General features: G+C 56.8%; 10 protein-coding genes and 2 pseudogenes. 2 read left to right on the top strand and 10 right to left on the bottom strand.

The window, feature by feature from the left end; genetic code table 11:
* Window positions 1-261: 261 nt before the first annotated feature.
* The 6 genes and pseudogenes from N1037_10120 to N1037_10095 form a co-directional block, all read right to left on the bottom strand.
* Window positions 262-1,392, bottom strand: a pseudogene (locus N1037_10120) (calcium-binding protein).
* 34 nt (window positions 1,393-1,426) lie between these two features.
* A pseudogene (locus N1037_10115) lies at window positions 1,427-1,668 on the bottom strand (calcium-binding protein).
* A gap of 1,033 nt (window positions 1,669-2,701) precedes the next feature.
* Window positions 2,702-3,364, bottom strand: a complete 663-nt coding sequence (locus N1037_10110; GenBank protein ID UWS77662.1) for a Hint domain-containing protein — start codon at window positions 3,362-3,364, stop codon at window positions 2,702-2,704.
* Window positions 3,365-3,461: 97 nt separating this feature from the next.
* Window positions 3,462-4,151, bottom strand: coding sequence for a sulfotransferase family protein (locus N1037_10105; GenBank protein UWS77661.1), 690 nt, complete (start codon window positions 4,149-4,151; stop codon window positions 3,462-3,464).
* A 352-nt stretch (window positions 4,152-4,503) separates the two neighbouring features.
* The gene (locus tag N1037_10100) at window positions 4,504-5,097 is read right to left on the bottom strand and encodes an HD domain-containing protein (GenBank protein ID UWS77660.1); all 594 of its coding nucleotides are present in this window, start codon (window positions 5,095-5,097) and stop codon (window positions 4,504-4,506) included.
* The gene (locus tag N1037_10095; GenBank protein UWS77659.1) at window positions 5,094-6,242 is read right to left on the bottom strand and encodes a TauD/TfdA family dioxygenase; all 1,149 of its coding nucleotides are present in this window, start codon (window positions 6,240-6,242) and stop codon (window positions 5,094-5,096) included. Before N1037_10095 ends, N1037_10100 begins: the two co-directional genes overlap by 4 nt.
* Before the next feature lie 86 nt (window positions 6,243-6,328).
* On the opposite strand from N1037_10095, the gene N1037_10090 reads away from it, so the two are divergent.
* A complete protein-coding gene (locus N1037_10090) occupies window positions 6,329-7,186 on the top strand; it encodes a LysR family transcriptional regulator (GenBank protein UWS77658.1) in 858 nt (285 codons plus the stop codon).
* A gap of 161 nt (window positions 7,187-7,347) precedes the next feature.
* On the opposite strand, the gene N1037_10085 is transcribed toward N1037_10090, so the two are convergent.
* From N1037_10085 to N1037_10070, 4 genes are all read right to left on the bottom strand, one after another.
* Window positions 7,348-8,841, bottom strand: a complete 1,494-nt coding sequence (locus N1037_10085; protein UWS77657.1) for a cryptochrome/photolyase family protein — start codon at window positions 8,839-8,841, stop codon at window positions 7,348-7,350.
* On the bottom strand, window positions 8,838-8,975 hold the full coding sequence (locus N1037_10080) for a DUF2256 domain-containing protein (GenBank protein UWS77656.1): 138 nt from the start codon (window positions 8,973-8,975) through the stop codon (window positions 8,838-8,840). The genes N1037_10085 and N1037_10080 overlap by 4 nt, the downstream gene beginning before the upstream one ends.
* Complete coding sequence (locus N1037_10075) at window positions 8,972-10,480, bottom strand: DNA photolyase family protein (protein ID UWS77655.1); 1,509 nt, start codon at window positions 10,478-10,480, stop codon at window positions 8,972-8,974. Before N1037_10075 ends, N1037_10080 begins: the two co-directional genes overlap by 4 nt.
* Before the next feature lie 245 nt (window positions 10,481-10,725).
* Window positions 10,726-11,157 (bottom strand): helix-turn-helix domain-containing protein, encoded by a 432-nt coding sequence (locus tag N1037_10070; GenBank protein UWS77654.1) that lies wholly within the window; start codon window positions 11,155-11,157, stop codon window positions 10,726-10,728.
* A gap of 70 nt (window positions 11,158-11,227) precedes the next feature.
* Between N1037_10070 and N1037_10065 the strand changes: the two genes are divergently transcribed.
* Window positions 11,228-12,457, top strand: coding sequence for an MFS transporter (locus tag N1037_10065; protein ID UWS77653.1), 1,230 nt, complete (start codon window positions 11,228-11,230; stop codon window positions 12,455-12,457).
* The last annotated feature ends 121 nt before the right edge of the window (window positions 12,458-12,578 follow it).

The raw sequence follows: 12,578 nt of genomic DNA, 5'->3' as shown, positions 1-12,578 counted from the left end.
TGTTTCCAACTCGGCATGGGACTAGAAGATAAGAATACTGTTTTCCAACTCGTCAAGGCGATCGACACCATAAATAATCACGGAATTGCCGCTTTCAAAATCTATCATAACCGCGTCACTGCTATCATCCCCAAAGCGCGCCAACACTTGTTCGGTAGTCAGAGACCCAGTCCAGAGTGCATCATCGAACATCAATAAGTCCTCACCCGGAGAAAAATCCATCACGGTGTCTGCACCGCTTCGCCTACCGAAGATAAATGTATCGTCTCCAGAACCACCTATCAATCGGTCTTCTCCTTTGCCGCCGGTCAGCGTGTCATTGCCTTGGCCGCCGTCAAGGCTGTCCCTGCCATCTCCACCGAACAGTTCGTCGTCTCCAGCATCTCCATCCAGCGCGTCACTTTCACCACCACCCGTCAAAGTATCGGCTCCGTTTCCACCGCTTAATATGTCAATGTCGTCTCCACCGGAAATTCGGTTCGCTTCATTGTTACCAACGATCAAATTCCCCAAGTTCCCACCAATAACGTTCTCAATACTGAAGTAGCTGTCCCCTTCAGCAAGATGGAAGAAACCTTCCCCATCTCCAAGAAACACTTGAACATACCCAGCCTGAGAATAGTCAGCTGTATCAATACCATTGCCGCCATTCATGATGTCAGGACCTGTTCCCGCCACTAGCGTATCGTCACCGTCACCTCCAAGTAAGGTGTCACTGCCGGAGCCTGCAATCAGTACATCGTGTCCACCTAAACCAGATAAATGATCATCGAGTGTTCCTCCATCCAGAGTATCATTTCTTTCTGTTCCGGTCAGAGTGTCATTGGTATCGAGGGGATCGAATTCCATCTGTGAAACAATGTAAATGCCATCTCTGAACCTGATCTCCTCGACCTTCCTTAGAACATAGGTCGTGGTCCAGTTTGGCGCTTGATTACTGTGATAGGTTACATGGATCTTGGTTCCGTAGTTTTGTACAATCACGTCATTTCGCTCGAAGCCAGCATAGGAGATAAACTCTACGATATCGTACCCGCCGCCACCGACCAATGTATCACTGCCAGCGTTCGCAATTAGAAAATCGTTTCCCCTGCCCCCCCTAAGTATGTCGTCTCCAGTGCTGCCCTTTAGCAGATCATCGCCGCGACCACCATTTAATGTGACTGCTGCGTACAATCCCAAAAGGGTGTCATTTCCTGCACCGCCAAAAGATGTGACTTCTCCGATTTGCGATTCAATTAGGTCGTCACCCTTACCACCAAAAAAACGATCCCTGCCGCCTCCGCTTAAGGCATAGATGTAATCATTGCCGTGTCCGCCAAAGATTGTGTCATCACCAAACGAACCATGAAGGCGGTCATTGCCGCGGCCGCCATAAATCAGGTCATCGCCCTTATCCCCAGAAATCGCATCATGGCCTGCGCCACCATAGACAGTATCATCACCACCGCCGCTCATGATCTGATCGCGACCGGAACCGCCTTTAACTAGGTTTTTTCCATCACCAGTAATTACATCATCATTGCCTTTTCCGGCAAAAACTGTAGCATTTCCACCTAGATCAAATCGATCATCTCCGCCCCTGCCATACACCAATGGAGCTTCGGTGCCTCCACTAAAGGTATCCGCTAAATTGGAGCCGCTTACTCTTTTGTTGTCGGGGACCATGTAGTGATACCCGTGGGTCAAGTAAGTCACGGTGTAATCAAACGGTTCGCTGGAATAACTGCTTGTAACTGAGATGAATAAGGCCGCATCTTGGGATGTATCAAACCAACGTTGCAAATCAAGATCCCATATTGACACCCCCGCATCACCAGTTTCCGACCCGAACGAAAGGTTTGATGTGGCCGATGTAACATAGTTGCCGCTGGCAGGATCCAGAACTTCAAAGCCAATCTCTGGTGAGCCATGACGTTGGGGGTAAGTACAGGATATGACTATCTCGTAGACTCGCCCTGGTTCCGTGTTGATTTGCACCCAGTCGGATTCTGCTCCGGTCTCAATCCGCCCAGCGAAAGTATCGCCTGTTGAAATGGCATACACGGTTTGGTTTGAACTTGCCGCGTCCACCAAGCCTTCAATAATGACCACGATTTATGACTTTCTAATTTTTTTTGCGTCAACACAGCCCGGGTTGGAGCGATGCAAGTGCCAAATTTATGATTGCTATTTCAACAGGGTAACGCCTTTTCAGTCAACCCTTAATTGAACTTCGTGCTTTTCGCTTACCTCGAAACTTAACTGGATCCCCTTTTTACCAACTCAGCAGCGCAACAGGTGCTTCCTACTAGCTGGCGCAATGGATGATCAGAAATGTCCAGATTATAAATGGCCTATGCGTTTGCTCATCTTCAAACCGATCGCGCATGCTCGATGCACCCGAAATGAAGGTCAGCTATAGGATGCGGCATCGCAGACATTTGATATGTGTAATGGCTTACATTGCCGCTGTACGAATGACTTTGCAAAGGTTGCAATCTGCGCATTGCTGAAATTGAGTTCGGTGCCGCCTCTGGTAAGATTTCAGAGCGGGCCTTTTGTGCCCCCACCGATTGCGGCTTTTGCAACGTCTGCAGCATGGCCATTCGCAGGCCCGGCAGGAAACGGATCTTTGTAAACAAAACAGCCCAAAGCGCGCAGGCTTTGGGCAGCTTGTGATCAGGTTTACAGCCCGGTCTGGGCCCAAAATCGTGGCTTATTACATCTGAAAGGCACCTGGAGACGTCATTGGCAGTGCGCCAGTCATCATCACAGCCTCGGCGGTGGTCATCGCCTCGATCAGGGCACAGGCCTCTTCGATGGGCAATACCTTGTAGATGTCCTCTTGCAGATCGACCCCGATGGTCAGCAGGTCGCGCGGTGCCGGGCAATATCCCAGCAGACCTGCCTCAAGGTAGATCACCTCATCCTGTTCAAAACGCGGCGTGATCAGTTGCAGGTGATTGTCCGGATGCAACCGGCAAATCCCCCGGTAGCCCTCCAGCGTCGAGGCTGGCACCACGGCAAAGGGGTCGCCCTGGTGATCCTCGATCAGGTCGCTTTCCATCAGCACGCCCTGATCGGGCATCAGCCACATTGGCACCCGGTTGTTCAGCGCATCGCGGGGGATATGCATGGGGCAGCGGGTCGGGTCGATCTCGCCCGCTTCCAGCTGCACGGTCTCGCGCACCATTTCGACCACGGTCTGCATGCCATGATCAAAGGTCAGCACCTTGTCGCCGGCACAGAGCGCCTCAACCGGGCGCCAGCCCAAGTTCGACGCCACATGGGTGCCGCTGAGAAACCCGCCCTGACCTACAGAAACAGGCGGAACCGACAGTTCTGCGCCAAAGCTCAGGCGTTTTTGAAACCAATCCAGCATTTCGATCTCTCCTCTGCGGCGGCACAGTCACCCTGGTGGCGAAAGTGCTGCTATACTTGTCTGGCCAGTCAAACCGGAGAGAATCTATGGTGCGATCTCACGTGGTTGGACGGCCTGTTTGATCCAAGGCTAGGTCGAAATCGTTAAAAGAATATTCAAATCGTATTATTTCTTCTCGGCAGGCCTGGGCAAGTGCCTCTTGGGTCTGCTCATCATAGTAGCCGCGCCAGTCCCGGTGCCGCTGAGAAGTGTTTTCACGGGGCAGTTCCAGCGTGAATCCGAGGTGATCAAACAGCGGCGCGGCATCGGTGCTGAACTGTTCCAGCCGGATATAAATCTGGCACTGCTCGCGGCCATCCGCCCGGCGCATATAGCTGGGTGCGCTGTGGGTTTCAAAGCTACGCAGGATCACTGGATGCAGTATAAAATCTTTAAATTCCAGCCTCTTGGAAAGCAAAACCGCCGGATGGTCAAAGCCCTGCTCCCGCAGCCAGTGATAGTAGCTCACCGCGCGATCCCAGGGATTACGCACCAGAGTAAAGGTGAAGAGGTCGCGCATCTCCGGCTCGGGGATCAGCCCGGTGAGATCGGCAAGGGTGGAGTGTTTCCACAAGCGGCCCGCCGTTTTCACCCCCTGCAAACGGCGACGGCGTTTGCTGGCCTTTGGGGTATCCCCCAGCATCATATCGTCGCGCATGGCCCGCGCCTCCAGCGCCAAAGCCAGGGCCGTGCCGCCGGTTTTGGGGATATGTATGAACAGAAATTTACGGCCGCGTGACAGGATCATGGCATCAGGCTACGCCATCCCAAGGCAGAAGAAAACGCCTGCGAACTGGTCGCTAAGACGCACTTTGCTACTGTTCGGCGGCGTTGCCTCGCCCTGCGCTGTTGGTACTTTGTGGTGGCGATGACATTCGAGCCGAGGTTGCGCCACACTGGGGTCGCTCACAACAGCGCGTTGTCGGTCTGCCAGATCTGGTGGCCTGGTTATTTGCAGTCTCATCCAGATGATCGATGCAGTGCAACCGCCCCCACGGCTGCCCGACAGAGAGCTGGAAAAGTAGCGTTTGGCCACTGCGCCCGAACCTTTGTCAGCCGCGCGGGCGCAGTGAAAACAGGTTAGGTGAGCAGGACGCGGGTCAGGCGTTGACCCTGCTGTGCCTGTCGACCTGGCGTTGCACCATCGGGGCAAAGTGCCAGAAGTCCGGCGTCTCCATATCGGGGCGTTTGCCTGCCTCATCAAGGTAGCGGACCGCAATGATCGTATCCAGATTTGGGTTCTTCTCGAACACGGCAACTTCATCCGGGCTCATCGCGCCGCCCTGAAGGTTCAGAGAATGAATCGAGGCCTCGGACAGTCGCTTGAAATACTCTGGCCGGGTCGCACAAAGATAACGCTTTGCGGCAACGTGGTATCGGCAACAATCGGTGATCACCCTCGGAAAGAACTGCTCAAGCACCTCGGCGCCAGCGTGCTCGTGATGGCGGTCCTCGGTGTCGTCCATGGTGAAGGTGCCGAACTCGCTGGTAAAATGGCCGATGTCATGCAGCAGGGCTGCGACAATGATCTCTTCGGACTGGCCGTTCTGCTCTGCGATGGTCGCGCCTTGCAGCATGTGCTCGCCCATCGTCACCGGCTCGCCGAGGTATTCTTCGCCGCCGCGCCGATCAAAGATCGACCCGATGAAGTCTACGATCGTTTTGTGGTTCAACATCTCGATATCCGGTTTCATTCCGCAGCCTCCAGGGCTGTCGAACGCACCATTGCGTCATAGGTTGACCGCAGCCCGTCCATATCCGCGTAGCAGCCCTGCAACCAACGGGTGCCCTCGCCCGAGTATCCCTTGCGTGCGTGCAGGACACGGGTGTTGTCGATGACGAAGGCCTCGCCGGGGTTCAGTCGGAACGTCACTTCCATTGCCGTGTCATCGATGATCTCGCCCAGCCTGCGATAGGCCGCATAATAGTCTGCCATCAGGTCGAAGGGCACATCGGTGATCGCGGCGCAGGACCGGTTGTTGAAACGGATCCCGATCAGTGCGCCGTCCGGTGCAAGTTCGATCATCGGACGACGGGAGGTCAGGCAAACGCCGTCTTCGCCCGCGTATTCAAAGCGCGCACAATGGTTGGCCAGCAGGTCGAAACCTTCAGGATCTTCAGCCCGCAAACGCAGCGCGGCGGCAAATCCATCGACAACCATGTTCTCCCCACCTGCAGCCGAGCTTTCAAGACAATGCAGCACCTGCACTGTTGGCACCGGATCGCGGTATGGGTTGTCGGTATGGGCTTGCAGACCCAAACCAGTGAAGGCGAGGTTCGAGGGATTGACCTCTGTGCGGACTTCGAAATGCCTACCATAGTTGGTTTCGCGCACATGGCCGAACAGGCCCACGATGTCGAACAGCGTGCCGGGGGTGGCGGGCGCGTTTACCACCTTGGCAAAGCCATAGCGCATGATCTGGCCAAGCCAGTCCTGCAGAGCGCGCCCCCCCTGTGCAAGCGCAGCAAAATCTCCGCAAGGCACGTCTGCCATGAGATCCGCATCCCAAGTCTCGACCCCGTCTTCCAGCCATCCACGTTGAGCGGGTGCTGGCTGATCGTATGCATGCGCTTCGAGCCAGGCAAGATCGAACGAGACGCGCTTATCCTCGGGGGCAAAACGCACATCCAGCGTACCGGGCTTGGCGATTTCCGCCGCCTCGATGCGGGTTTCGGCGGGGATGTCCCGAAGAGCAATCAACCGCTGGCCGTTGCCCTGCGCCCGCGTCTCATGGTCTTGTGCGTTGTCCCGCAGCCATACTGCATGGAAGCGCAGCGGCCCTGAAGACATCTGAAGAGTTAAAAATGATCCAGTTGGATCGACTGTGACGGTCGGCATGCTTGCGCCCCTTTGAAAATGTCTGTTGCGCTTGAACCTCGCGCAGACCTGGCATAAACACAAATTAAGAAAAACAAGTATGAGACATGGTTTTGCTTATGCATGGAAATCGGCTTCCACCGCTTGAATGGATACGTGCATTCGAAGCAGCTGCCCGGCTTGGCAGTTTCACCGCAGCCGCAAGCGAGGTTGGCCTGACGCAGGCGGCAGTCAGCCAGCGGATCGGTCAACTGGAGAAGCATCTTGGCATCAGGCTGTTCAACCGCAAAGCACGCACGATCGCACTGACAGTCGAAGGCGAAGCATGGCTTCCGCATGTTCGCCATGCGCTCGACGGTTTGCGCGACAGCACCGAAGCGATCTTTGGCGCGGGACACAAACGGCTGACGATATCGGCGAGCCAGTCGGTGATCGAGTTGTGGCTGATGTCTCGGTTGGGGCAGCTGCAGGCCTTGACAGGGGCTGAGCTTTCGATCCGTACGCTGGTTCTGGGCGCCCATGATGCACCACTCGACGACGTGATCAGCATTCGCTACGGAACGGGAGATTGGCCGCATCCTTACAAGGCCCGCCTTTACGCCGAAGAACTGGCCCCGGTCGCGGCTCCTTCGCTTGAAAAGCGCGCGGATCCCTGGACCATTTTGCCGCGGATTGCCTGCGCTGGGGCCCGCCCGGGCTGGCCTGCCTGGGCAGCCGCCTTCGGCATTCCGACGACCCCAGTGCCACATCTGCGCTTTGACACCCAACTCACGGCGTTGACCGCGGCAAAGGCAGGGCTGGGAGTGGCTCTCGCATCGCTCCCCCTTTGTGCCGGTGCGCTGAAGGAAGGGACGCTTGTACGTCTTGACGCGCGATCGCTTGCCCATCACGAAAGCTACTGGCTGCTCGCCGGGCCAAAGGCCGTATCCCGCCAGACCTGGACGACAATCGCCGAAAGCATCTGACAGTGAGAAGAATACCGTCTTAGGACCAGGATCCAGTCGTTTTGCCCCTAGGCTCAGGACCCAAGATTACTGGCGCTGGTAATGCCAAAACCGCATTTCATTCGTTTTGCAGAAATGTCTTTTATTCCAGAGGCGCACCTGCTTGTGCATTTCTGCGTTGTTCAATTCAGTTGCGACAAAAATTCCTCGGCAACCGTCAAATGGTAGTCCTTGTTTTCCGGCTTCATCCGCTCGGCTGTGCGGCACATCATCGCCCAACGCGGGTTCTTTGCGAGCGCATCTGAATGCTTGAAAATGAAACGCCAATACAATCCGTCCCAGACCTGCGTCCAAGGCCCTTTGTCCCAGTGGCTCATTTTCCGGATGTAGTTTGAGCCGGAGAAGTAAGGCTTGGTGGTGATCAACCCGCCATCGGCGTGCTGGCTCATGGCATAGACATTGGGAACCATGACCCAATCGTAGCTGTCCACGAACATCTCCGTGAACCAACGATAAACGTCGTCCGGGTCAATCTCGCACAGAAACATGAAGCCGCCCAGCACCATCAGCCGCTCGATGTGGTGGCAATAGCCGGTCGCGAGCACGCGCCGGATCGTGTCGTCCAGCGGGGCAATGCCGGTAGTGCCATCGTAGAAGGACTTGGGCATGGGGCGGCGGTGTCCCCAGTGGTTGGTTTGCCGCATGGGGACACCGAGCTCATCATAGGTGGCCCGGATAAATTCGCGCCAACCGATGATTTGGCGGAGAAAACCTTCCAGCGAATTCAGAGGGATATCCCTGCGCTTTGCATAGGCAAGCGTGCTGTCCAGCACCTGGCGCGGGGTTAGCAGCCCGATATTCAGCACAGGGGTTAGAATGGCATGCCAAAGCCAGCTTTCACCTTCGACAATCGCATCCTCAAAATCGCCGAACCGGTCAAGCCGCCGCTCGAGGAACTGATCGAACCAAGCGGCGGCAACCGCGTGGGAGGTGGGATAGTAGAGCTTTTCCAAACGGCCTATCGCCTTCGGGAATTCGGCAAGAACGCTTGCTTTTGCGGCCTCATCGATGGCGTCAGGGGCGGGCCAATCAATCCAGGGCAGGCTTGCCAGCAGTGCCTTTGGCACCTTCTTGCGGTTGTCCTGGTCAAAGCTCCACTTTCCGCCTAGGGGTTGGTCATCCTCCATCAACACATCCAGGCGGCGACGCTGGTATTTATAGAAATCTGCCATGAACCAGCGCTTACGGCCCTGCGACCATTCAATATTGTCGCCCCGGTTGTTCAGAAAGCCGGGAGAGGGCAGGATATCAACTGCGATGCCTGTGTCCTTTGCAGCCGCATGAAGGCGACGTTCGGCAATGAAATCAACCGGGTCAGCCATGACCACTTCGGTGATCTCTTGCCCCCTTAGGCTTTGGAAAAGCCGTAGGCACGCTCCCTTTTGCCCGTCATATGGAAAGATCTCGGCATCCATCCCTTGTTTCACCAGCGCCTGATGATAGCGCGCCATACTGGCCCGGTGCAGCCAAAGCTTTTGACGGTGCATCCTGGCCGGATATTGTGGGTCGCCAAAAAAGAGCGGGTCTTCGAAAAGAACCACATGCTTTACAGGGGTAAGCAGGGCCGGATGGTCAGCAAATAGCTGATTTGGCAGCAGGATGGCGGCTTTAGTCATGAGGATGCCCTGCAGCGTTTGGAGCAATATTTCACCTCGTTCCAGACCTTCGCCCATTTCTTGCGCCAGACAAAGGGGCGGCTACAGGCGGGGCAGATCTTCTGAGGCAAATCCGATTTCTTTTGGTGTTTCACGACGTCTCTCCAAAAGGCAGGCTCAATTGGTCAGAGCGTTTCGGTGCAGTCGCCTTCCGCCTGGAACGGTTCTTTCGGCTAGCATGTTTGATCACGATCGCCTCGGCCTGTGCACGAAACTCCGGGCGGTGCCGAACCTCCCAGATCTTTTCACGCGCGGCTTTTGCGGCTGCCATATGATCAAAAATTCGTTCGGGATAATCGTGACCGATCACCTCTGCCGCGTTATCTGCCGCCCATGGTTCATGGAGATACTGATCGGGAATCTGCGCCAGTTCCGGTAGCCAGGTGCGAATGAAAGTGCCCGTGGGATCCTGATCAAACCCCTGCTTCACCGGGTTATAAATTCGGACAGTATTGATACCCGTGGTGCCTGATTGCATCTGCACTTGGCTCCAGTGAATGCCCGGTTCGTAATCGGTGAACATCCGCGCCAGATGCAGCCCCGGTGCACGCCAGTCGAGCCAAAGGTGATAGGATGCCACCGCCATGAGCATTGCGCGCATGCGGAAATTCAGCCAGCCCGTAGCTTGCAGCGACCGCATGCAGGCATCCAGAAATGGGTAGCCGGTTTCCCCTTTTTCCCAAGCCTCTAGCCGTGCGACGTCGGGCGTTCTGGGGCGCAGATCGTCATACAGCCGGTGGAGATTTTCGAACTCAACCCGCGGCTCGTCTTCAAGCTTTTGAATAAAATGGCAATGCCAGTGCAATCTTCCTGAAAAGGACCGCAACGACTTCCGCCAGGTTTTGTTGGCGGGGGGCAAGGCGCGCCGCCGTGCCTCATTGGCCTGCGTCACTTCACGCATCGAAACCGCGCCCCAGGCCAGATACGGAGAAAGCCGTGAACAGGCGGAGACGCCCTCAACCGGGCTGGACATGGCGCGCTGATATTGCTCACCCCGTTGTTGAAGAAAGCTCTCCAACCGCTCTTGCCCAGCCCGTCGCCCCCCGGTCTGCCGCCCCGGACAGTGATCTGATCCAAGACACAGATCCCGGGCCGTGGGTATCGGCCCCGGCACACTCTCTACTGGGGCGAGATGCGGCGCAGACGCACAGGGCTGGGCCATCAGTCGATCCCAACGCGTCGCCCAACCGTCGCGAGACTGAAGCCGCCGCCAAACACCATGGTTCTGCAGTTCATGCCAAGGCACCCCTTTGTCGCGACACCAGGCCGCGACCTGTTGATCCCGCCGAAAGGTCCAGCCATTGCCAGTTTCCTCATGCGACCAGAGCGCCGAGAGCGCTCCTTGGCGCGTCAATCCTTCCAAAATGTCAACGACCGCCCCCTGACGCACAACCAGCGGCTGGCCAAGCCGCCCAAGCTCTTCGCGCAGTTCTGCAAGCGTTTGCGCGATAAAGCCCCAGTGCCGAGGCGATGCATCAGGCTGCTGCCAAAGATCGGGCTCAACAACATAGAGCGGTAGAACCGGCCCGGCTTGTGCCGCACAGGCCAAGGCAGCATGATCCACCACACGCAGATCTCGCTTGAACCAAACAACTTGCATGAGCCATCCACCTCTCGCCGTCAATCTTATCGATTACGTCAGTCAGCCTGGATCAGATCACCATGGTATCGCTATGAATAATGGATGTAGCCACAATTTCTGTTTGGCGGTCATTCAAGCGTTGTGCAGCACTGATCAATTCGGCTCCTAGCGGATCTCTGACACCTTTGGGATAGAAAGCCGGCGCGTTTGTGGGGCCAATAGCGGCTCAGAGGCTGAGCAGACGACGCGGCCATTCGTCCAGACTAACCCAAGGTCTGCAAAGGTGGCTTGATCCGTTTTTGTCGCCGTTTTCCAGCAAGGTCGACGAGTCGTCTAAAGGTTGGGCACTCCATATGCGACGGAGCCGGGCAGTCGGCAACATGGCGAAGGGTATCGCGTAGCGCGGTGAGCTCTGCAATGTGCCGATCCAGTTCATCTGCACGGTCGTGCAGATCCTTTCTTGGCAGGTCGGGCTTTCCGCCTGGACCAAACATTGCCGAGATGTCCTCAAGCGAGAAACCCGCCGCCTTCCCCATAGAGATCAGCGCAAGCTGCAAAAGCACATCGGGTTCGAACTGCCGTCTTAGCCCGTGTCGAGCCACCGAAGATATCAGACCAATCTCTTCGTAATAACGCAGTGCCGATGCCGGGATACCGGCCTGACGCGACACCTCGCCGATATCGATCAGTTTCATGATTGACCTCAAGTTGGCTTGAATTCGTAAGGTGCCCGTTCACATCGATTCTCGCAAGTGGAGTACACAGATGCAGACATTCGAACCATCGCCACCAAAGGCCGCGCAGCGCGGGGGGATGCTGTGTCTTTCGCTGTCCATGGTGCTGGCCTCGCTGGGAACCAGCATCGCCAATATCGCACTCCCGACGCTGGCGGTGGCCTTCGACGTGTCATTTCAATGGGTGCAATGGGTTGTGATCGCCTATCTGGTGTCGATCACCCTTTTTGTTGTGATCGCAGGGCGTCTCGGGGACGTTTTTGGTCGGCAACGGATGCTCGCTGTTGGTCTGGTATTATTCGCTCTGGCATCCACGCTTTGCGGCCTGGCATCCAATCTGTGGATGCTGGTCGCGGCACGGGCGCTTCAGGGGATCGGTGCCGCATTTATGATGACACTCGCCATTGCCCTTGTGCGAGAGACAGTCGAGACCGAGCGTGTCGGACGGGCCATGGGATGGCTCGGCACGATGTCGGCCATTGGAACGGCACTTGGCCCGTCTCTCGGCGGCGTGCTTATCGGCTGGGTCGGATGGCATGCGATCTTCCTTGTTCTGGTTCCGGTTGGTCTGTTGGCGGCCGGATTGGCTTTGCGGCTCCTGCCAGCGGTCGCGCCGATCGGGACAACGCCGCGATTGAATTTGTCCGCGCTTGGAGAAAATGGCGTAGTTGCAGGCCTAACGGCAAACTTTCTGGTGGCGAATGTGATGATGGCTACGTTGGTGGTCGGGCCGTTCTACCTCGCCGTCGCGCTTGGCCTGCAAGAGGCGATCGTCGGTCTCGTTATGTCGGTCGGGCCGGTCCTGTCGATCTGCACTGGCGTGCCGTCGGGTCGACTGGTCGACAGCTGGGGGGGCCAGCGGGTTCTGACGCTCGGGCTGGGAACCCTGGCCGCCGGAGCTCTTTCGCTATCGGTGTTGCCCGCGACATTCGGTGTCGCAGGCTATATCGCGGCAATCGCGATCCTGACGCCGGGATACCAGATGTTTCAATCCGCCAACAACGTGATGGTGATGGCAGACGTGTCCGCGGACCAGCGCGGCGCGGTGTCGGGCCTGCTCGGACTGTCGCGCAACATCGGTCTCATATCCGGGGCGTCCGTCATGGGAGCCGTCTTCTCAGCCGGCGTGGGAAGCACCGCTATTGAGGAAGCCGCCGAAGCTGCGATTGTCGACGGCTTGCGGATCACGTTCATGCTCGGCGGATTGTCGATCCTGGTCGCGCTGTGGTTCACACGCCGTCTAGCCTCGGTTCACGTCTGACAGCAGCCCCTTGCTGGAGCGCCGCGTCAAAGCCGCTGCTCATTTCTGCCGCACTATTGGTCAAACCGGGATCAAAACCGCCGTTTGCGGTGTCAGCACACCGACACGGTGCTGGGGCCGT

Origin of the sequence: Phaeobacter sp. G2, assembly GCA_025163595.1 — a bacterium.
Classification (GTDB): domain Bacteria; phylum Pseudomonadota; class Alphaproteobacteria; order Rhodobacterales; family Rhodobacteraceae; genus Pseudophaeobacter.
This window is presented reverse-complemented; position numbering and strand designations above follow the sequence as displayed.

Coding starts and splice junctions, on each gene's coding strand:
- N1037_10075 (UWS77655.1), bottom strand. CDS start 10,480: ATGCAAGTTGTTTGGTTCAAGCGAGATCTGCGTGTGGTGGATCATGCT.
- N1037_10105 (UWS77661.1), bottom strand. CDS start 4,151: ATGATCCTGTCACGCGGCCGTAAATTTCTGTTCATACATATCCCCAAA.
- N1037_10090 (UWS77658.1), top strand. CDS start 6,329: ATGGTTTTGCTTATGCATGGAAATCGGCTTCCACCGCTTGAATGGATA.
- N1037_10110 (UWS77662.1), bottom strand. CDS start 3,364: ATGCTGGATTGGTTTCAAAAACGCCTGAGCTTTGGCGCAGAACTGTCG.
- N1037_10065 (UWS77653.1), top strand. CDS start 11,228: ATGCAGACATTCGAACCATCGCCACCAAAGGCCGCGCAGCGCGGGGGG.
- N1037_10100 (UWS77660.1), bottom strand. CDS start 5,097: ATGAAACCGGATATCGAGATGTTGAACCACAAAACGATCGTAGACTTC.
- N1037_10070 (UWS77654.1), bottom strand. CDS start 11,157: ATGAAACTGATCGATATCGGCGAGGTGTCGCGTCAGGCCGGTATCCCG.
- N1037_10095 (UWS77659.1), bottom strand. CDS start 6,242: ATGCCGACCGTCACAGTCGATCCAACTGGATCATTTTTAACTCTTCAG.
- N1037_10085 (UWS77657.1), bottom strand. CDS start 8,841: ATGACTAAAGCCGCCATCCTGCTGCCAAATCAGCTATTTGCTGACCAT.